The following is a 17,916-nucleotide window of genomic DNA, read 5'->3' as shown; positions in this document are numbered from 1 at the left end:
TCCGGCGATCGAGCCCGGCGAGTTGCCGAACGCCGAAGCCGACTGGAAACTGTGCGGACGCGTCGGTGCCGGTCAGCCGGATCTCAGTCACCAGGACCTGAATCCGAACCATGGGAACTGCCCCTGCCGCGCTGCAAGAACGATCGGTGGCGTCACCTGCCGCTTCGGCCTGATCGCGGCATGCTGGGCCTTGCGTGAGCGCTTGCGGTCGGTTGCTTCGGGCGAGCGCGCATCCGGACGCGGCAGCAGCGCGAGTGCGTTCGCCACCGCCGGCTTCTCCGCCGCTTGAGCGGGAGGCTTGACGCGGTCGGGCGAAGTCGCAGCCTCGGCAATCGAGATCACGGGCGCGGCGCCGGCAATCACCGGTGAGTGCGTGTCGAAGACCACCCGCTCGGGCCATTTGCGATCCGACTGAATGCGTATGGCCGGCCGATCCACGGCCGCGTTCTCCATGACGGGTGCCTTGGACAGGAGAACGTCCGCAACGAACAGGAGCGCGAGCAATGCCGCGCCGACCTTCCAGAAATACCCCAGCAATGGCATTTCAGTCGCTCCGTGCCCCCCGCATGTCTGGGCCAGGTTGCGACGACGTATGGTCATTGTTGGAGACGTTGCGCGAGGCAGCTTGATTCAGATCAAGCGCGAAGGAGATCTATGTAGCCCCGGACATCGCCTTGCAGCGCTGGAGGCTGGCCGTCGATCGCCTTCGGCACCGCGCGACATCAATACCGGCTGGAACGCTTGGACTCCGAATCGAGCCCGGATCCTGACCTTGCCGCGCTGAGCGCCGCGGCCAGCTCGTCGAGATGATAGGGTTTCGGCAGGATCTGCAGGCCCGCCAATTCGACGTCGTGAACTGCCGCCTCGGAGTATCCGCTGGTCAGAAGGACGGGTATGTCGCTTCGCCGTCTCTTGATCTCCCGCGCCAGCTCGACCCCATTCATGCCGCCGGGCATCATGATATCGGAAAAGATGAGGTCGACGGCGCGTCCGTCGGCCAGGGCACCGAGCGCGGCCGCGCCACTCGCCGCGCGCGTGACCTCGTAGCCGAGCTGCCCGAGCATCTCGCTCACCAGTGCGGCAACCTCGTCATCGTCCTCGACCAGAAGGATTCGGCCATGATTGCTCCTTTTCGGCCGCGCCCTGTTGAGATCGATGGGATGCCGCTCCCCGGAGGGAAGGCTGAGCGATCGCGGCAGGTAAAGTTCGATGCTGGTGCCTTGGCCGACTTCCGATCGGATGCGGACCGTACCCCGTGATTGCGTCGCAAAGCCATGGACCTGGGCCAGCCCGAGCCCCGAGCCCTTTCCGACCTCCTTGGTCGTGAAGAATGGTTCGAAAACGCGCGACAGGATCTCCGGACCCATGCCGACACCGGTATCGACGACGGACAGGCGCACGTAGTCTCCGGCGATCTGCGCGTCATTCAGATCGGGCAGATTTTCCCCGCGCACGAGGATCGTGCCGCCATTGGGCATGGCGTCACGGGCGTTGACGGCGAGGTTGAGGATCACGAGTTCGAGCTCGCCGGGATCGACCTCCACCGGCCAGAGCGTGTCCGGAAAATCGAACTCGACATGGACGTCGCCTCTCAGGCTTCGATCGAGCAGTTCGCGCATGCCTCCCATCTGCGAGGCGACGTCGACGGGCTCGGGCCGGAGCGTCTGCCGGCGGGAGAACGCAAGAAGTTGCCTCGTCAGGCTGGCGCCGCGCTGGGCGGCCTGGACCATCCCGTCCATGAGCCGGCGACGACGGGCCGGATCGGTCTGGCGGTCGAGGATGTCGAGGCCGCCGGAGATCACCATCAGCAGATTGTTGAAGTCGTGCGCCACCCCGCCGGTCAGCTGTCCGATGGCTTCGATCTTCTGGGCTTGCCGAAGCGTCTCCTCGACCCGGGCGCGCTCGTCCATCTCGACGCGCAGTTGCTCGTTGGCCTCCGCCAGCGCCCGCGTGCGCTCGACCACGAGCTTTTCGAGTTGCTGAGCGGTCTGCTCGCGGGCCTCGAACAAGGCCCGGATTTCATACTGACGCCGGCGTGCTCTCAGCGCCGACTGGATCGTGCTGGTCAGCGTCATGGGCTGAACCGGCCGCTCGAGCAGGGAGACGTTGCGGAGAACCTCGACGATCTGGCGGCGCCAGGCGACGACCGGCGGCTGCTCGCGGTGGCTGGTCAGGATGACGAAAGGGAGGTCGGACCATGGCGGCTGCCTCTCGACCCACTCTGCCAGTGCGGTCATGTCCTTGCCGAACAGTCCTTCCTCGGCAAGAAAAACCGCGCCGACCCCGGCGCCCATCTCGCTGACGAGTTCCGGGAGGCTACGGCAGTTGACCGCTTCCAGATTCGAGCTGCGGAAAAGCTCGGTGGACGCCGCTCCGTCGCGGCCGATCGGTGCGTAGACGAGAATGTGGCGATCGCGGTTCGAGCTCATTCCAGCGATCCTCCCGGCATTGTCGTGCCGGTATATTGCGGCGTGCCGGAAAAGATGCCGCTGAAGTTTTTCAGCGGCGGCCCGAGCGTGATGCCGGCGCCGGTGAGGCGAAACTCGCGGATGGTATGCTCATGATGGCCGCTGCGCTTCTTGACGACCGACAATGCGCGCCGAACCGTTCCGGCCGACTCGAAATAGCGCAGCATCAGCACCGCATCACTCAAATAGCTTATGTCGAGCGGCGTCTCCATCGGCCCGACCAGCCCATGCTGGGCAAGGATCAGAATGGTCATCACGCCTTGCTGCCCCAGATAGGTCAGGAGCTCGTGCATCTGGAGGACGAGAAATCGCTCGTCGGGCATGGCGTTCAGATAGCCGTTCAGGCTGTCGATGATGACAATGCGGGCATTGTCGGCTTCGACGCTTTTCCGCACGTTTGCGGCGAACTCGCCCGGGGACTGCTCGGCCGGATCGATCTGTTGAAACCGGATCAGTCCCGATGCGAAGTGCTTTTCGACGGGCAAGCCAAGCGACTTCGCGCGAGCCTCGACGGTGCCTCGGCCCTCATCGAACGCGAAGAATACCGCGTGCTCGCCTCGCTCGGCCGCCGCGATCGCATAGGTCAGCGCAAGGGACGATTTACCGACGCCGGCGGAGCCGATGAGAAGCGCGTTCGTGCCGCGCTCGAGACCGCCGCCCAGAAGCTGGTCGATCTCCGCGTTGCCGCTCGGCGTGAACTCGCCCAGGAAGGCCTTATGATGCTCGGCCGCGACCAGGCGGGGAAAAATCCGCAAGCCTCCCCGCTCGATCGTGAAATCGTGGAAGCCGCCGCGAAAACGAATACCGCGCATCTTGATCACACGAAGCCGCCGCCGTTCTGCGCCGTAGTCGAGGGCAAGTTGTTCGAGCATCACCACGCCGTGCGCAATGGAGTGGAGCTGGAGGTCGTCCTGGGATGACGAAAGATCGTCGAGCAGCACGACCGTGCAGTTGCGGTTGGTGAAGAAATGCTTCAGCGCCAGTACCTGGCGCCTGTAACGGAGCGGGTTCTGGGCAAGCAGGCGCAGTTCGGAGAGGCTGTCGAGCACCACGCGGGTCGGATTGATCCGTTCGACCTCCCTGAAGATCAGGCCGGTCGTTTCGTTCAGCTCCATCTCGGCCGGATGAAACACCGTGAGCTCGCGGTCGGGATCGAGGGTCGTCTCCGCCGGCACCAGTTCGAAGATGTCGACCCCTTCGAGCGACCAGCCGTGCCGCTGCGCCACGAGGTCCAGCTCGGGCCTGGTTTCGGATAGCGAGATGTAAAGCACGCGTTCGCCGTTACGGGCGCCCTTCAGCAGGAATTGCAGCGCTATGGTGGTCTTGCCGGTGCCGGGCCGTCCCTCGTAGAGATACATCCGATTGGCGTCGAAGCCGCCTCCGAGGATGTCGTCGAGCCCCTCGCTGCCGGTCGAAACCCTCGGCAAATCCGGCTCACCGTCCTGAGCGGCGCTGGCTGTGGTGATCATCGAACGTCCTGACGCTTTTACCCCGGAAAGGGCGTCATGGGTGTTGAGTCCCGCGGCTGGCAGCCAAAGGCTTCCACCGAAAAGGGAATGTCGATAAGGAACTCGAAGGACGGCCCCAAGTTCCTTTGCGGGAAATGGGCCCCTGTGGGAACCGCTGTCCTGACGGTCGCTACTGCTGCGGCTTCGCCATGCGCAGGGCGCCGGGTCGTATGCCGTATCTGCGCATGACGGCCTTGCTCAAGGCGCCTTCGGACGCATAGCCGACCTCGCCCGCGATTTTCGCGATCGGATCGGAGGTACCGGCCAGCCGCTTGCGAGCGATCGTCAATCTCAAATCGGACAAGAACGCCATCGGTGCGATCCCCGCACGCTTTTGAAATGCCCGCACCAATGTCGCGCGCGAGGTGATCGCAACGGCCGCCATCTCATCGAGCGTCCAGTCCCGGGCGAGATCGCCGAGGATCGCGGACACGACACGGGCCGTGGTGCGGTCGCGCAAGAGCGACACCGTCCCATTGCCGGTTGCGTCGTCTGCGAGATGGTCGCGCAGCATCATGACGAACAGCGCCCTCGCGAGATCGGCCGCAACCACCTCCGACCCGACCCTCCCGGCATCCAGCTCTTCGCGGATATCGGTCAACAGGCGCCGAAACCTCTCCAGCAACGGCTCGCCCGCTGTGCGCAGGATGATCTCGTCGGGAAGGGCGGCAATCAGCGGGTTCTCGTCCGTCGTCTCGAACAGAAACCGGCCACACAGCAGCTCTGTATCGACCTCGGCATCAACCGTCGCGCGCTGGCGGACGCCATTTCGGACCTCGGTCTTGATCCGCCCGGCAGCGCGCCCCGTTCGACTGCGGACCGCGTGACTGTCGCCGTGCGGCAGCAGCAGAATGTCACCAGCCTCCAGCCTCAGCGGGTCAAGGCCCGGGCGCTCGACCACACAAGAGCCGCGTGTGACCATGTGGAATTGCGCCCATCCTCTGCCGTTTGGCGCGTGCAGCGACTCCCAGCCGCCGCCGAACTTGCAGGAGTCCTCGAACACGGGACGGATCCTGAACAGCGGCACCATCGCCTTCAACAGCTCCGCCGCGTCCGTCTCGGACATTTCTCTCCCCTTGATCCGCCCGGACATGTCTCCGAGCCGCCTGGCCATCCACGGAGCGGCAAAGCGCATCTAACCTGTGCGCGTCAAGGCAGCGAGGAAGCATAACATGGCAATGCTCGACTGGAACAACTACCGCCGTCAGGTCGTCGCGGGCGTCGGCGAGATCGGGAAGCTGGCGCCGGATACGGTCAAGGGTTACGCGACCCTGAGCGGCGCAGGCGCCAAGACCGGTCATCTCGATGCGAAGACGCGCGAGCTGATCGCGCTCGCCGTCGCCATCAGTCTGCGCTGCGACGGCTGCATCACTGTTCACGCCGCTGAAGCGAAAAAACATGGCGCGAGTGAGGGCGAGATTGCGGAGGCGCTCGGCACCGCAATCTCGGTCAATGCCGGTGCGGCGTTGGTCTATTCGACCCGCGCGCACGAGGCTTTCAGGGACGCGTGAATTCACCGACGCTCATTCCTTCTAACATCACCTAACGAGCCATCTTCGCAGCGTCCGCTAGATTTGGGGACATGAAGGCGGACGTAATTTCCCAAAAGCACGATTGGTAAACGGAGGCGAATATGTCGTCCAAGACTCCGACTGAGATATTGCCACGACCTGCGAATGTGTCACGCCGCGGCTTCGTGGGAGGCCTCTCGGCGGGCATTTTGGGCGCGGTCGCGACCGAGGCGGCCGGCGCCGAGATACTGGCCGACATTCCCGATCGCGGCCCCGGCGCCGATCTCAGCGCACACAGCGAGCGCTCCCGTTTCGCAAAGCTCGATCGCATTCCGGAGTCCACACCGGGCAAGCGCAACGTCGACCCCGGCGATGCCATCAATTCCAAGACGCCGCACCATAAGCTCGTCGGCAACATCACGCCGACCGATCTGCATTACGAGCGCAGTCATTCCGGCGTGCCCGATATCGATCCGGCGCAGCACCGGCTCCTCATCCATGGCCTTGTGCAAAAGCCGCTGGTGTTCAGTGTCGAGGACCTGAAGCGGATGCCGTCGGTGACGCGCGTCGTGTTCATCGAATGCACCGGCAACGGCTGGGAAAACTGGAAAAAGGCCGATCCCGACATCACGGTGCAGAACACGCATGGTCTCGTCAGCACCAATGAATGGACCGGCGTGCCGCTGAAATTCCTGATCGACCTCGTCGCCAAGGACAAGGGCTCGAACTGGATGCTGGCCGAGGGCGGCGACGGCGCAGGCGTCGATCGCAGCATCCCGCTCACCGACGAGATCGTCAACGAAGCCTTCGTCGCCTATGGGCAGAACGGCGAGCCGCTGCGGCCTGCACACGGCTTTCCGATGCGGCTCGTGATGCCGGGCTTCGAGGGCAACCTCAACATCAAATGGCTGCGCCGCCTCAAATTCGGCAACGCGCCCTGGATGACGCGCTGGGAGACGGCGCGCTACACGCAGCTGCTGGCGGACGGCAAGGCGCGGCAATTCCAGCTCAGGATGGAAACCAATTCGGTCATCACGCAGCCCTCGGGCATGATGCAGATTCAGCCGGGCTACAACCGCATCTCCGGCCTTGCCTGGAGCGGCCATGGCAAGATCGCCAAGGTCGAGATCTCGACCGACGGCGCGAAGACGTGGAAGCAGGCGCAACTGAGCCTGCCGGTGCTGTCGAAGGCGCAGGTACGCTTCCAGATGGATTGGGTCTGGGACGGCAAGTCGACCAAGATCGTGAGCCGCTCGACCGACGAGAAGGGCAACGTTCAGCCGGACCGGCAGTCCTTCATCGCCGCGATGGGGAGCAATGCGCTGTTTCACTACAACGCCCAGCAGACCTGGAGCATCGATGAGGCCGGGAGGGTCCGCAATGTCCTCGCATAGCAAGCTGTTTCTCGCCGGCATCCTCGCGACTGGTTTGCTCGCAGCCCCCGCGTTGGCGTTCGATTTCGGCCGTCCCGCAACGCCGGCCGAGATCAAGCTGTGGGATATCGATATCGGCCCCGACGGCAAAGGCCTGCCTGACGGCAGCGGTACGGTCGCGCAGGGCAAGCAGGTGTTTTCCGACAATTGCGCAGCCTGTCATGGTGACAACGGCCAGGGCGGCATCAAGGATCGGCTTGCCGGCGGGCAGGGGACGCTCGCCTCCAACATGCCGGTCAAGACCGTCGGCAGCTTCTGGCCCTATGCGACGACCTTGTTCGACTACATTCATCGCGCGATGCCCTATCCGACGCCGGGCTCGCTCAGCACCGACGAAACCTACGCCGTCACCGCCTACATCCTGAGCCTCAACGGCATCGTTGCTGCGGACGGCAAGGTCGACAAGGACAGCCTGCCGAAAATCAAAATGCCCAATCGCGACGGCTTCGTTCCGGAGCCGGAATTCGATCCGGCCAAACTGTTCCGCAAGAAGTGAGCGGGCGATGAGGCTTTCGGCACTGATCAGGATCCTCGCTCTGGTCGCAGCGATATGCTCATGGGAGACACAGGCAATGGCCGCAGACGGACTCATCACCATCAAGAGCAACTTCGGGCCCGAAGACACGATGAAGCGACTGGAGGCCGAAGTGAACGCCAAGGGCCTCACCGTGTTCGCCCATGTCGATCATGCCGCGGGCGCCGCCGCCGTGGGTCTGACGTTGCGGCCGACTGATCTCATCATCTTCGGCAACGCCAAGGGTGGCACGCCGTTGATGCAGCAGGCTCAGACCATCGGCATCGACCTGCCGCTGAAAGCGCTGGTCTGGCAGGACGAACAAGGCGCGACCTGGCTGTCCTACAACGATCCCGCCTGGCTCGCCGGGCGTCACGGTGTCGGCGAGCCGGCCAAGGCTGCGGTTACCGCGATGACCGGCGCCCTGCATGCGATCGCGACCAAGGCGACTGCGCCGTAGCAAGCGCTTGAGGAGAGTCCATGAACAGCACCGACGGGCAACAGGCGCCATCCACTCCCCAAGGCGGCAAGCTCGCGAGATGGCTGGTCGTCGCGGTGTTATGCGCGATGCTCGTGGCCGCGTGCGTTCTGGGCTATCTCGGCTGGACCAGCACGGACACGAGCGTGCCGGCGTCCGGCTATGTCGCGCTGGTGCTCGGCGTCGCGTTCTCGCTGGTCGTCGGCATCGGCTTGATGGCGCTGGTGTTCTACAGCAGCCGCAAAGGCTATGACGAGCCCGCGGTGCTGATACAGGAGCCGGAGAGCGAGGCGGAGGATGGACAGAGCGGTCCGCGCTAGCGGCTAGGGTAATCGCATATGGCGGTTTGCGCGATCACAGCGCACGCCTCGTCCTTCGAGACGACCGCTTCGCGGTCTCCTCAGGATGAGGCTAAGCGGCATCAGTGCCGGTCGAAACAGCGGCCGCGCACTCGGCCCTCATCCTGAGGGCCCGCCAACGGCGGGCGTCTCGAAGGATGGCCACAGGGGAATCGCTCCCATATGCGATTCCCCTGCGCTAGCGGCCAGCGCAGAGAGCGATGATGTCATTGTGCCAGTGTTTTGCCCGACGGTGCAACCGGGGCAGTCTGTAGCGAGGATTACGCTTCGCTCCACCCGGGCTAGTGGACAATTCTCGCACCGCCTAAGCCATTGATTTCACAACCCCCGTCTACTGTGCATGGGGTTGTTTTCTCAGCTTTTGTTTTGAGGGGGCTATCCCGCCCCTAACGCGACCGCGGCGTTGTAGGTCACGAGGCTCGCGGCATAGGCCAGCACCAGCATGTAGAGGAAGGTCACGGCCATCCAGGTCCAGCTTCCGGTCTCGCGCCGGATCACGGCGAGCGTGGATGCGCATTGCGGGGCGAAGATGTACCAGGCCAGCATCGACAGCGCGGTCGCGAGCGACCATTTCGTCGCCAGCACCTGACCGATCTGCTCGGCGGCCTCCTTGCCGCCTTCGATCGCATAGACGGTGCCGAGCGCGGCCACCGCGACCTCGCGCGCCGCCATGCCGGGGATCAGCGCGACCGCGATCTGCCAGTTGAAGCCGACGGGGGCGAGCAGCGGCTCGAGCGCCTTGCCGATGATCGCGGCGAGGCTGAAGTCGATGGCGGGCTCGGTCGCGCCCGCGGGCGGCTGCGGGAACGAGGCCAGGAACCAGATCAGCACCATCATCGAGAAGATCGTGGTGCCGGCGCGATAGAGGAACATCTTGGCGCGGGTGAAGATGCCGATCACGATCGATTTCAGCCGCGGCATCTTGTAGTCCGGCAGCTCCAGCATGAACGGCGCCGGCGCATAGTCGCGCAGCATGAAGAACTTGATCAGGAACGAGACCAGCAGCGCGCTGGCGATGCCGGCCGCATAGAGGCCGAACATCACGAGGCCCTGGAGGTTGATGAAGCCCCAGACGTCTCTCGCCGGAATGAAGGCCGAGATGATCAGCGTATAGACGGGAATGCGCGCCGAGCAGGTCATCAGCGGCGCGATCAGGATCGTGGTCAGCCGGTCGCGCTTGTCGTCGATGACGCGCGTCGCCATGATGCCGGGAATGGCACAGGCAAAGCTCGACAGCAGCGGAATGAAGGCGCGGCCGTGCAGTCCCGCGCCGCCCATGATGCGGTCCATCAGGAACGCCGCGCGCGCCATGTAGCCGAAATCTTCCAGCAGCAGGATGAACAGGAAGATGAGGATGATCTGCGGCAGGAACACGATGACGCTGCCGACGCCCGAGATCACGCCGTTCTGGAGGAAGCTCTGCAACAGGCCGTCGGGGAGGGTGGCCTGCACGAGCTCCCCGAGCGCGTCGAAGCCGGACTTGAGCAGGTCCATCGCCGGCTGTGCCCAGGCGAACACCGCCTGGAACATCACGAACAGGATCAGCGCGAGCACGATCAGTCCGCCGACCGGGTGCAGCACCACGGCATCGATCCGCGCGGTCCAGGTGTCGGGTCTGGCAGGCAGGCTGACGCAGTCGGCAATGATGCGGTCGGCCTCGCGCTGGGTGGCGCGCAGCTCGGCGACGCTGAGCGCGCGCCAGTTGTTCTCCTGCGGCTCTTCGGCAAGTTTTGCCGAGATTTCGTCCGTCAGCGCCAGCAGATCGGCCGTGCCGCTCTTGCGGACCGCGATCGAGGTGACCACGGGCACGCCGAGCTCCTTGGCGAGCCGCGCGACGTCGACGGTGATGCCGCGGCGGCTCGCGATGTCGAACATGTTGAGGACGAGGATCATCGGCCGGCCGGTGCGCTTCAGCTCCAGCAGCAAGCGGATGGTCAGGCGCAGATTGGTGGAGTCGGCCACGCACAGCACGAGGTCGGGCACGGTCTCGCCGGAGGCCTTGCCGAGCACGAAGTCGCGGGTGATCTCCTCGTCCGGGCTGCGGCCGCGCAGCGAATAGGTGCCGGGCAGGTCGACCACGGAGACCTGGCGGCCCAGGGGCGTGACGAAGAAGCCTTCCTTGCGCTCGACGGTGACGCCCGGATAGTTCGCGACCTTCTGCCGGCTGCCGGTCAGCGCGTTGAACAGCGAGGTCTTGCCGCTGTTTGGCGTGCCGACCAGGGCGAGATGCAGCAGGGGTAATTCCATGGGATCAGGCCTTGGATCGGGGTCCGGTCGGCATCTAAGCGACGATGATGGCCATGGCTTCACGACGGCGGACCGCGATCGTGATGTTGTCGACACGGACGGCGATCGGGTCGCGCCCGACCAGCCCCTCGTGCAGGACCTCGATCCGGGCGCCCTCGACGAAGCCGAGCTCGATCAGCCGGCTCTCGAGCTCGATGTCGGAGAGGGCCGAGCCCGCGTCCTTGGCGGAAAGGTGCTGGATGACGCCGATATAGCCGCGCTGGGCCAAGCCCAGCGGCATCCGCGAACGCGTGTCATTGGTGTCGGTCATGCCCTGTATTTTCAACGCAGGGCATTGAGGTCAAGCGCGCGGGTCGGTCGAAACTGCACCTTAGAGTGATTTTAAAGTGCAGATCGGGGGACGCCCGGAAAAGCGCCCCTGACGCCTACTGAGCCGGGACCTTTTCCGGCTGGATGGCGGCCATGGCGCGGCTCTTGAAGTAGTCGAGCACGAACAGGCGGATCGCCGAGGACAGATTGCCCTGCTGGCGGGCGCCGTCGATCTCGCCGACGAGCTCGGACAGCGTCATGTTACGCAGGCCCGAGATCTCCTTCATGCCGTTCCAGAACGCCTCTTCCAGGCTGACGCTGGTCTTGTGGCCGGCGACCACGATCGATCGTTTCACGACGGGCGACTTCATGACTGATCCTCGCGATCGATCTGATGCTGGTCCAGATGCGCCTTCGCCTTGTCCGCGTGCGTCTCCTCCGCCGACCGCTCCGCCTTCGTGCGGCCGAACTTCGCCCGATTGGCGTCCGCCCGCTTCGCCGAGGCTTCCCGCTCGGCGCGCTTCCTGAAACGATTCAGGTTGATGACGTTCCCCATGCCGCGTCTCCATCATCCGATCCTCCTCAGACAAGATGAAACATTCAGAAACAGGGTGGCGCGTTGCGCCCCACAAGACTTGATCGCCATTCGCTCGTCCTCGTCAATCGGCCTCTGGGCCATCAAACGATGAATTAGCCCCGTCAAGGGCAGAGAGGCCGGCGTAGCACGCCGCCTCCCCGCAACATTGACGGTAATCAAATCCTGTCCTTTAAGCCTTATATTTATGCTTCCCGGGGCTCCGTATCATTACGGATGACTATCGGAATTCGGAATTCATCCGGGCTGCGTCATTTTCTCCGGCTGCACCAGGCGGTCGAACTCGGCCGCCGAGACGAAGCCGAGCCGCAGCGCCTCCTCCTTCAGGGTAGTACCGTTGGCATGCGCCGTCTTCGCCACCTTGGCGGCGTTGTCGTAGCCGATCTTCGGCGCGAGCGCGGTCACCAGCATCAGCGAGCGCTGCATCAGATCGCCGATGCGCTTTTCGTCGGCGCGGATGCCGCTGACGCAATGTTCGGTGAAGGAGCGCGCGGCGTCCGCCATCAGGCGGATCGAGTGCAGCATGTTGTAGGCGAGCACGGGCTTGTAGACGTTGAGCTCGAAATGGCCCTGGCTGCCGGCGACCGTGATCGCAGTGTGATTGCCGAACACCTGGCAGCACACCATCGTCATCGCCTCGCACTGCGTCGGGTTGACCTTGCCGGGCATGATCGAGGAGCCCGGCTCGTTCTCCGGCAGGATCAGTTCGCCCAGGCCCGAGCGCGGGCCCGATCCGAGCAGGCGGATGTCGTTGGCGATCTTGAACAGGCCCGTCGCGACGGAATTGATGGCGCCATGCACCAGCACATAGGCGTCGTTCGAGGCCAGCGCCTCGAATTTGTTGGCGGCGCTGGTGAAGGGAAGCTTGGTGATCCCGGCGGCGTGCTTTGCGAACAGTCTTGCAAAGCGCGGCTTCGAGTTGAGGCCGGTGCCGACGGCGGTGCCGCCCTGTGCCAGCGGATAGAGGTCCTTCACCGCGACCTTGAGGCGGGCGATGCCGCTTTCGACCTGGGCGGCGTAGCCGGAAAATTCCTGGCCGAGCGTCAGGGGCGTCGCATCCTGGGTGTGGGTGCGGCCGATCTTCACGATCTTGCCGAACTCCTTCTCCTTCTTGCGGAGCGCGCGGAGCAGCTCGCCGAGGGCAGGGACGAGATCGGCATTGATGCGGCTTGCGGCCGCAATATGCATCGCGGTCGGGAACGAGTCGTTCGACGACTGGCTCATGTTGACGTGGTCGTTGGGATGCACCGGCTCCTTGGCGCCGAGCTTGCCGCCGAGCAGCTCATTGGCGCGGTTGGCGATCACCTCGTTGAGGTTCATGTTGCTCTGGGTGCCCGAGCCGGTCTGCCACACGACAAGCGGGAAATGATCGTCCAGCTTGCCCTCGATCACCTCGCGCGCGGCGCGAATGATGGCGTTGGCGCGGCGCTGGTCGAGCAGGCCGAGCGCGAGGTTGGATTGTGCGGCGGCGAGCTTGACGATGCCGAGCGCATGCACGAGCGAAATCGGCATGCGGTCGATGCCGATGCGGAAATTCTGGCGCGAGCGCTCGGTCTGCGCGCCCCAATAGCGATCGGCGGGGACCTCGATGGGACCGAAACTGTCGGTCTCGATGCGGGTGGCGGGAGACGAGGTCTTCGAGCGGGCAGCCTTGGCCATGAGCACATCCATCCTGCCGCACGAACGCCGCGCGGCCTCTTCATGTGCTCTTCTATAGAGGCAGTTTGGCCGGCGCGACCGTTTCGCGCCCAACCTAGATCATTTCTTGCGGAAACGATCGAGCCGCACCACCTCGGCGCCGCCCTGGTTCGGAGCGGTCGGCTCGTCTGTGCTCTCTGCCGGCTCGATGGCAGGCGCGGGCACCGCGACGGCCGACGGTGCGGGAGCGGCCGGCAATGTCTCGGGCGAGACCTCGGCGACATCGGAGGTGTCGAACTGGAGGCCGAACTTCACGGACGGATCGAGGAAGCTCTTGATCGCACTGAACGGCACGATCAGCCGCTCCGGAATGCCGCCGAAGGACAGGCCGACCTCGAAACGGTCCTCGAGCACGGTCAGGTCCCAGAACTGGTGCTGGAGGATGATCGTCATCTCTTCCGGATATTGCGCCAGCAGCCGCGACGACAGCTTCACGCCCTCGGCCTTCGACACGAAGGTGATGAAGAAATGGTGCTCGCCCGGCAGTCCATGGGACGCGGCATCGGTCAGCACCTTCCGCAGCACGCCGCGCAGCGCGTCGCGGGCCAGCACATCGTATCGGATATGATCGGTCGCCATGATGGTCCTGTCGCATTCCCGGAGCCGGCCCCGCCGGCCCGACTCGCCAAGCCGCGATATTACCGCGCCTGACGGGTCAGCAGGAGTCCCCGCCGGGAAGGAAATAAGAGGTAAGTGGAGGCTTCTGTTGCCAGGTGCCTCCGAACCCCGCCTAACGGAGCTTAACCCGTTAGGACTTTAAGATGGTCTTTCAAACTGCGTTACGCAGCCTGAGCAACCGGAGCAAAGTTGTCGTTGGCAACTATTGCAGTAGCCCGATAACGGCGGAACAATACCGGGAAAAAGCACGCCCTTTACGCCCTCGTCGATCCTATTTCGCCCCCGCCAAAGCCCGCTTACAGGGCTAGCCCGCTGGTGGGCTTTGGTGGAGGCGCCGGGTACCGCCCCCGGGTCCGAATGGTTTATTGCGACGACCGTTTATTTCCATAGCCGGCGAACCGGCACCCCCAATATAGGGGGCAAAGGTTTCAAAAAACAGAGGTTTCGAGTGGAGACCCCACGGTTCTCTTTGGATAGGTTCCGGCCGGCCTTCGGTATGATCTTGGCCGCATGGCGGACTGCGTTCTAAGCTCCTGACATGTCCCCGGATTCAGCACCGGCCGCCCAAGAGCCGGATCGTCCAGCTACCCACGCCCCTCCACCCGGCCTCGTTGCGCTGTTCCTGGCCTTCGCCCGGATGTCGCTGGCCGGCTTCGGCGGGGTTTTGGTGTTTGCCCGCCACGCCATCGTCGATCAGCACCGCTGGATGACGGCGGAGGAGTTCAACGAGACCTTTGCGCTCTGCCATTTCCTGCCCGGGCCCAACATCGTCAACCTGTCGATGGTGTTCGGGTCGCGGCTGCGCGGGATCGCCGGCGGCGTTGCCGCCTTTACGGGGCTGTTGCTGCCGCCGACGGTGATCATGACCGTGCTCGCGATCGTCTACGCCCGGTTCGGCGATGTGGAGGTGCTGCGCCGCATCCTCGCGGGCATCTCCTGCGCGGCGGTCGGCCTCCTGATCGCGGTGGTCTTCCGCATGATGATGCCATTGATCAAGCGGATGGACGTCGTCGTGCTCATTCTGATGCTCGGCGTGTTCGTTGCGATCGGCGTGCTCCGCCTGCCGCTCCAGGCGGTGCTGCTGGTCGCGATCCCCGTCAGCATCGGCGCGACCTTCCTGATGCGGCGGAAGGTAGCAGCATGAACAGCGAGAACCCGATCTGGGCGCTGATCTCCACCTTTGGTCTAATGTCGCTGTTCGCCGTCGGCGGTGCCGCGGCGGCCGTGCCCGAGATGCACCGCATCGCCGTCGACGTGCATCACTGGATGACCGACAAGCAGTTCGCCGACGCCTATGCGATCGCGCAGCTCTCGCCAGGTCCGAACGTCCTTATCGTCACGTTAATCGGCTATGCCGTCGCCGGCATCCCCGGCGCGCTGGCGGCGACATTGGCGATGTGCCTGCCGACGGCGCTGCTTGCCTATTATGTCAGCCGGCTCCTGAACCGGCCCAGCCAGTCGCGCTGGCCCGGCCTGATTCAGGCTGCACTGGTTCCGCTGTCGATCGGATTGATGGCAGCCAGCGCCTTGATCCTGGCCCAGTCGACCGATCGCACCATTGCTGCGCTGCTTCTGACCGCGGTGGTTGCGGTGGTCGCATCCATCTCGCGCATCAATCCACTATGGCTTTTGCTCGCCGGGGGCCTGTTGGGTTTTGCTGGCATTGTGTGATGAAAATCGCTAGGCAGTGATCCGGGTGGGGGATCCATTCCAGCCGATTAGAACAACAGTGCTCGTGACTTAGAAGTCGCGGAGGAGACAAGCATGGCCGACACGATGGGCCACTCAGCGACTGCCACCCGAAATACGTCGGTGGCGCTCGGCTTCTGCCTGCTGGCGATTGCGCCGCAGATTTTCGAATTCATCTGGTCAATCGGGACAATCTTCGGCTGGGGCGCCGGGCGCGGCCCGGCGACGGTCGTGACCAGCCATGCGACGGCGCTGCTCGTCGGCGCGCCCAGTGCCTTATTCGGATCGTTCGGTGGCGGTACCAAGAAGGCGTCGGCTGAGGTGCTGCTGGCGCTGATCTATTCCTACCCGCTGTTTGCAGTCGCGATCCTCACGCTGTTCATGAAGATCCGGTCCGCGCAGGACTATATCGGCGGCGTCGTCCTGATGGCGGTCGCCCTGTTCGCGCTGTGGGCATCGAGTGATCTGCAGGGCATGCGAGGCTTCTCTTTCGGCGCAGGGACCGCGCCGCGGATGTTCGGCGGGCTGCTGGTCGCCTTGTCCGCCGGCATCGCCCTGACGGGCCTCCTGACGGAGGGGGCGGCGCTAGCCCACTACTCCTGGCGGGGACCGCTGTTCGTGATGGCCGCGATCCTCTTCTTCGCGCTGGCGATCCGACCGCTCGGCCTCGTGGTCACGGCCTTCGTCAGCTTCATGATCGCGGCGGTGGGCTCGCACGAGACGCGCTGGCTGGAAGCGGCCATCGTCGGCGCATGCCTGACGCTCGGCTGCGCAATCCTGTTTCCATACGTGCTCGGGCTGCCGATGCCGATGTTTCCGCGTTTCCTGATCCAGTGAGGGCGTGATGGATATTTTTGCCAACCTCGCTCACGGCTTCGCCGTCGCGTTCTCCCCGATCAATCTCCTGATGTGCCTGATCGGCGCCCTCGTGGGCACGCTGGTCGGCGTGTTGCCGGGCATCGGCACCATCGCAACGGTCGCGATGCTGCTGCCGATCACTTTCGGCCTGCCGCCGGTCGGCGCGCTGATCATGCTCGCCGGCATCTATTACGGCGCCCAGTATGGTGGCTCGACCACGTCGATCCTGGTCAACATACCAGGTGAGGCGACATCGGTCGTCACTGCCATCGACGGCCACCAGATGGCCAAGCAGGGCCGCGCCGGCCCGGCGCTGGCGATCGCCGCGATCGGCTCGTTCTTTGCCGGCTGCGTCGCGACCATCTTGATCGCTGTCCTCGGCGCGCCGCTCACGAAACTCGCGCTGGCGTTCGGTCCGGCCGAGTATTTCTCGCTGATGGTGCTCGGCCTGATCTTCGCGGTGGTGCTCGCCAAGGGCTCGGTGCTGAAGGCGATCGCGATGATCGTGTTCGGCCTGCTGCTGTCGATGGTCGGCTCGGACATCGAGACCGGCGCCTCGCGCATGGCCTTCAACATTCCGGAGCTTGCCGACGGTCTCGGCTTTGCGACGGTGGCGATGGGTGTGTTCGGCTTCGCCGAGATCATCCGCAATCTCGACGCCGGCGCCGAGATGAACCGCGACCTCGTGCAGCAGAAGATCACCGGCCTGATGCCGACGAAGAAGGATCTGATCGACTCGACGCCGCCAATCCTGCGCGGCACCGTGCTCGGCTCGATCCTCGGCATCCTGCCGGGCGGCGGCGCGGTCATCGCGTCCTTCGCTGCCTATACGCTGGAGAAGAAGATCGCGAAGGATCCGAGGCGGTTCGGCCGCGGCGCGATCGAGGGCGTGGCGGCGCCGGAAAGTGCCAACAACGCCGCGGCACAAACCTCCTTCATCCCGCTGCTGACGCTCGGCATCCCGCCGAACGCGGTGATGGCGCTGATGGTCGGCGCGATGACGATCCACGGCATCGTACCGGGCCCGCAGGTGATGCAGAAGCAGCCGGATCTGGTCTGGGGCATGATCGCCTCGATGTGGATTGGCAATCTGATGCTGATCATCATCAACCTGCCGCTCGTCGGAATCTGGGTGCGGCTGCTGCGCGTGCCTTACCGGCTGATGTTCCCCTCGATCGTGATCTTCTGCGCGATCGGCATCTACTCGGTGAACAACGCGCCGGTCGACGTCATCCTCGCGGGCGTCTTCGGTCTGGTCGGCTACTGGCTGATCAAGCACGATTTCGAGCCGGCACCGCTGCTGCTCGGCATGGTGCTCGGACCGCTGATGGAAGAGAACCTGCGTCGTGCGCTTCTGATCTCGCGCGGCGACTGGAGCGTGTTCCTGACGCGTCCGTTGTCGGCGGTGCTGCTGGCGATCGCGGCGTTTCTGCTGATCCTCACGGTCCTGCCCGTGCTGCGTGCCAAGCGCGACGAGGTGTTCACCGAATCCGAGAACTGACCGCGCCGCGCCCTGCGTCGTCGCCGCGCCCTGCGTCGGCGCGCCGCATTCGGAAGTCGAATCGACTTGTGCGACGGCTTGGTGAAATGAAAATGCCGGCCCTGTGGCCGGCATTTTGCCTTATGTCAGA

The 17,916-nt window shown here is 64.5% G+C and carries 19 protein-coding genes and 1 other RNA gene; 9 read left to right on the top strand and 11 right to left on the bottom strand.

What is annotated here, in order from left to right; genetic code table 11:
- Positions 1–87 precede the first annotated feature (87 nt).
- From NLM25_RS34985 to NLM25_RS34970, 4 genes are all read right to left on the bottom strand, one after another.
- Positions 88–543 carry a hypothetical protein gene (locus tag NLM25_RS34985; protein ID WP_254139900.1) on the bottom strand — a complete coding sequence of 152 codons (456 nt, stop codon included), beginning with the start codon at positions 541–543 and terminating at the stop codon, positions 88–90.
- 179 nt (positions 544–722) lie between these two features.
- Entirely contained in the window at positions 723–2,429 is a 1,707-nt protein-coding gene (locus NLM25_RS34980) for a response regulator (RefSeq protein WP_254139899.1), read from the bottom strand.
- The gene (locus tag NLM25_RS34975) at positions 2,426–3,937 is read right to left on the bottom strand and encodes an ATPase domain-containing protein (protein ID WP_254139898.1); all 1,512 of its coding nucleotides are present in this window, start codon (positions 3,935–3,937) and stop codon (positions 2,426–2,428) included. The genes NLM25_RS34980 and NLM25_RS34975 overlap by 4 nt, the downstream gene beginning before the upstream one ends.
- A 169-nt stretch (positions 3,938–4,106) precedes the next feature.
- Positions 4,107–5,042: an AraC family transcriptional regulator gene (locus NLM25_RS34970; protein WP_254139897.1), complete on the bottom strand. Its 936-nt coding sequence runs from the start codon at positions 5,040–5,042 to the stop codon at positions 4,107–4,109.
- Between the two features lie 106 nt (positions 5,043–5,148).
- Between NLM25_RS34970 and NLM25_RS34965 the strand changes: the two genes are divergently transcribed.
- The 5 genes from NLM25_RS34965 to NLM25_RS34945 all read left to right on the top strand — a co-directional run bounded on the left by NLM25_RS34965 (position 5,149) and on the right by NLM25_RS34945 (position 8,232).
- Positions 5,149–5,487 (top strand): carboxymuconolactone decarboxylase family protein, encoded by a 339-nt coding sequence (locus tag NLM25_RS34965; protein WP_375167856.1) that lies wholly within the window; start codon positions 5,149–5,151, stop codon positions 5,485–5,487.
- 122 nt (positions 5,488–5,609) lie between these two features.
- Positions 5,610–6,881 (top strand): sulfite dehydrogenase, encoded by a 1,272-nt coding sequence (gene soxC / locus NLM25_RS34960; RefSeq protein WP_254139896.1) that lies wholly within the window; start codon positions 5,610–5,612, stop codon positions 6,879–6,881.
- Complete coding sequence (locus tag NLM25_RS34955) at positions 6,868–7,416, top strand: c-type cytochrome (RefSeq protein ID WP_254139895.1); 549 nt, start codon at positions 6,868–6,870, stop codon at positions 7,414–7,416. Before soxC ends, NLM25_RS34955 begins: the two co-directional genes overlap by 14 nt.
- Before the next feature lie 7 nt (positions 7,417–7,423).
- On the top strand, positions 7,424–7,894 hold the full coding sequence (locus tag NLM25_RS34950; RefSeq protein ID WP_254139894.1) for a DUF302 domain-containing protein: 471 nt from the start codon (positions 7,424–7,426) through the stop codon (positions 7,892–7,894).
- 20 nt (positions 7,895–7,914) lie between these two features.
- A complete protein-coding gene (locus tag NLM25_RS34945) occupies positions 7,915–8,232 on the top strand; it encodes a hypothetical protein (protein ID WP_254139893.1) in 318 nt (105 codons plus the stop codon).
- A gap of 414 nt (positions 8,233–8,646) precedes the next feature.
- Here the strand turns inward: NLM25_RS34945 and NLM25_RS34940 are convergent, their stop codons facing one another.
- The 7 genes from NLM25_RS34940 to ssrA all read right to left on the bottom strand — a co-directional run bounded on the left by NLM25_RS34940 (position 8,647) and on the right by ssrA (position 14,180).
- A complete protein-coding gene (locus NLM25_RS34940) occupies positions 8,647–10,518 on the bottom strand; it encodes a ferrous iron transporter B (RefSeq protein ID WP_254139892.1) in 1,872 nt (623 codons plus the stop codon).
- A gap of 34 nt (positions 10,519–10,552) precedes the next feature.
- Positions 10,553–10,828, bottom strand: a complete 276-nt coding sequence (locus tag NLM25_RS34935; RefSeq protein ID WP_254122394.1) for a FeoA family protein — start codon at positions 10,826–10,828, stop codon at positions 10,553–10,555.
- 115 nt (positions 10,829–10,943) lie between these two features.
- Positions 10,944–11,198 (bottom strand): ribbon-helix-helix domain-containing protein, encoded by a 255-nt coding sequence (locus NLM25_RS34930; RefSeq protein WP_027529561.1) that lies wholly within the window; start codon positions 11,196–11,198, stop codon positions 10,944–10,946.
- Positions 11,195–11,383, bottom strand: a complete 189-nt coding sequence (locus NLM25_RS34925; protein WP_254122393.1) for a DUF4169 family protein — start codon at positions 11,381–11,383, stop codon at positions 11,195–11,197. The genes NLM25_RS34930 and NLM25_RS34925 overlap by 4 nt, the downstream gene beginning before the upstream one ends.
- Before the next feature lie 276 nt (positions 11,384–11,659).
- Entirely contained in the window at positions 11,660–13,093 is a 1,434-nt protein-coding gene (gene fumC / locus NLM25_RS34920; protein WP_254139891.1) for a class II fumarate hydratase, read from the bottom strand.
- Positions 13,094–13,180: 87 nt separating this feature from the next.
- Positions 13,181–13,699: an SspB family protein gene (locus NLM25_RS34915; protein ID WP_254139890.1), complete on the bottom strand. Its 519-nt coding sequence runs from the start codon at positions 13,697–13,699 to the stop codon at positions 13,181–13,183.
- 113 nt (positions 13,700–13,812) lie between these two features.
- Positions 13,813–14,180, bottom strand: a transfer-messenger RNA (tmRNA) gene (gene ssrA, locus NLM25_RS34910).
- A gap of 96 nt (positions 14,181–14,276) precedes the next feature.
- Between ssrA and NLM25_RS34905 the strand changes: the two genes are divergently transcribed.
- From NLM25_RS34905 to NLM25_RS34890, 4 genes are all read left to right on the top strand, one after another.
- On the top strand, positions 14,277–14,882 hold the full coding sequence (locus NLM25_RS34905) for a chromate transporter (RefSeq protein ID WP_254139889.1): 606 nt from the start codon (positions 14,277–14,279) through the stop codon (positions 14,880–14,882).
- Complete coding sequence (locus tag NLM25_RS34900) at positions 14,879–15,409, top strand: chromate transporter (protein WP_254122389.1); 531 nt, start codon at positions 14,879–14,881, stop codon at positions 15,407–15,409. Before NLM25_RS34905 ends, NLM25_RS34900 begins: the two co-directional genes overlap by 4 nt.
- A 93-nt stretch (positions 15,410–15,502) precedes the next feature.
- Positions 15,503–16,264 (top strand): tripartite tricarboxylate transporter TctB family protein, encoded by a 762-nt coding sequence (locus tag NLM25_RS34895; protein WP_254139888.1) that lies wholly within the window; start codon positions 15,503–15,505, stop codon positions 16,262–16,264.
- Between the two features lie 7 nt (positions 16,265–16,271).
- Positions 16,272–17,786, top strand: coding sequence for a tripartite tricarboxylate transporter permease (locus NLM25_RS34890; protein WP_254122387.1), 1,515 nt, complete (start codon positions 16,272–16,274; stop codon positions 17,784–17,786).
- Positions 17,787–17,916: the final 130 nt, after the last annotated feature.

This window comes from Bradyrhizobium sp. CCGB01, assembly GCF_024199795.1.
Taxonomy (GTDB): Bacteria; Pseudomonadota; Alphaproteobacteria; order Rhizobiales; family Xanthobacteraceae; genus Bradyrhizobium.
The sequence above is the reverse complement of the archived record's forward strand: the minus strand, read 5'-3'. Positions and strand labels throughout refer to the sequence as shown.

Bases quoted from the DNA above. Each gene is read 5' to 3' on its own strand.
- NLM25_RS34985 (WP_254139900.1), bottom strand. From the start codon at position 543: ATGCCATTGCTGGGGTATTTCTGGAAGGTCGGCGCGGCATTGCTCGCG.
- NLM25_RS34980 (WP_254139899.1), bottom strand. From the start codon at position 2,429: ATGAGCTCGAACCGCGATCGCCACATTCTCGTCTACGCACCGATCGGC.
- NLM25_RS34975 (WP_254139898.1), bottom strand. From the start codon at position 3,937: ATGATCACCACAGCCAGCGCCGCTCAGGACGGTGAGCCGGATTTGCCG.
- NLM25_RS34970 (WP_254139897.1), bottom strand. From the start codon at position 5,042: ATGTCCGAGACGGACGCGGCGGAGCTGTTGAAGGCGATGGTGCCGCTG.
- NLM25_RS34965 (WP_375167856.1), top strand. From the start codon at position 5,149: ATGGCAATGCTCGACTGGAACAACTACCGCCGTCAGGTCGTCGCGGGC.
- soxC (WP_254139896.1), top strand. From the start codon at position 5,610: ATGTCGTCCAAGACTCCGACTGAGATATTGCCACGACCTGCGAATGTG.
- NLM25_RS34955 (WP_254139895.1), top strand. From the start codon at position 6,868: ATGTCCTCGCATAGCAAGCTGTTTCTCGCCGGCATCCTCGCGACTGGT.
- NLM25_RS34950 (WP_254139894.1), top strand. From the start codon at position 7,424: ATGAGGCTTTCGGCACTGATCAGGATCCTCGCTCTGGTCGCAGCGATA.
- NLM25_RS34945 (WP_254139893.1), top strand. From the start codon at position 7,915: ATGAACAGCACCGACGGGCAACAGGCGCCATCCACTCCCCAAGGCGGC.
- NLM25_RS34940 (WP_254139892.1), bottom strand. From the start codon at position 10,518: ATGGAATTACCCCTGCTGCATCTCGCCCTGGTCGGCACGCCAAACAGC.
- NLM25_RS34935 (WP_254122394.1), bottom strand. From the start codon at position 10,828: ATGACCGACACCAATGACACGCGTTCGCGGATGCCGCTGGGCTTGGCC.
- NLM25_RS34930 (WP_027529561.1), bottom strand. From the start codon at position 11,198: ATGAAGTCGCCCGTCGTGAAACGATCGATCGTGGTCGCCGGCCACAAG.
- NLM25_RS34925 (WP_254122393.1), bottom strand. From the start codon at position 11,383: ATGGGGAACGTCATCAACCTGAATCGTTTCAGGAAGCGCGCCGAGCGG.
- fumC (WP_254139891.1), bottom strand. From the start codon at position 13,093: ATGGATGTGCTCATGGCCAAGGCTGCCCGCTCGAAGACCTCGTCTCCC.
- NLM25_RS34915 (WP_254139890.1), bottom strand. From the start codon at position 13,699: ATGGCGACCGATCATATCCGATACGATGTGCTGGCCCGCGACGCGCTG.
- NLM25_RS34905 (WP_254139889.1), top strand. From the start codon at position 14,277: ATGTCCCCGGATTCAGCACCGGCCGCCCAAGAGCCGGATCGTCCAGCT.
- NLM25_RS34900 (WP_254122389.1), top strand. From the start codon at position 14,879: ATGAACAGCGAGAACCCGATCTGGGCGCTGATCTCCACCTTTGGTCTA.
- NLM25_RS34895 (WP_254139888.1), top strand. From the start codon at position 15,503: ATGGCCGACACGATGGGCCACTCAGCGACTGCCACCCGAAATACGTCG.
- NLM25_RS34890 (WP_254122387.1), top strand. From the start codon at position 16,272: ATGGATATTTTTGCCAACCTCGCTCACGGCTTCGCCGTCGCGTTCTCC.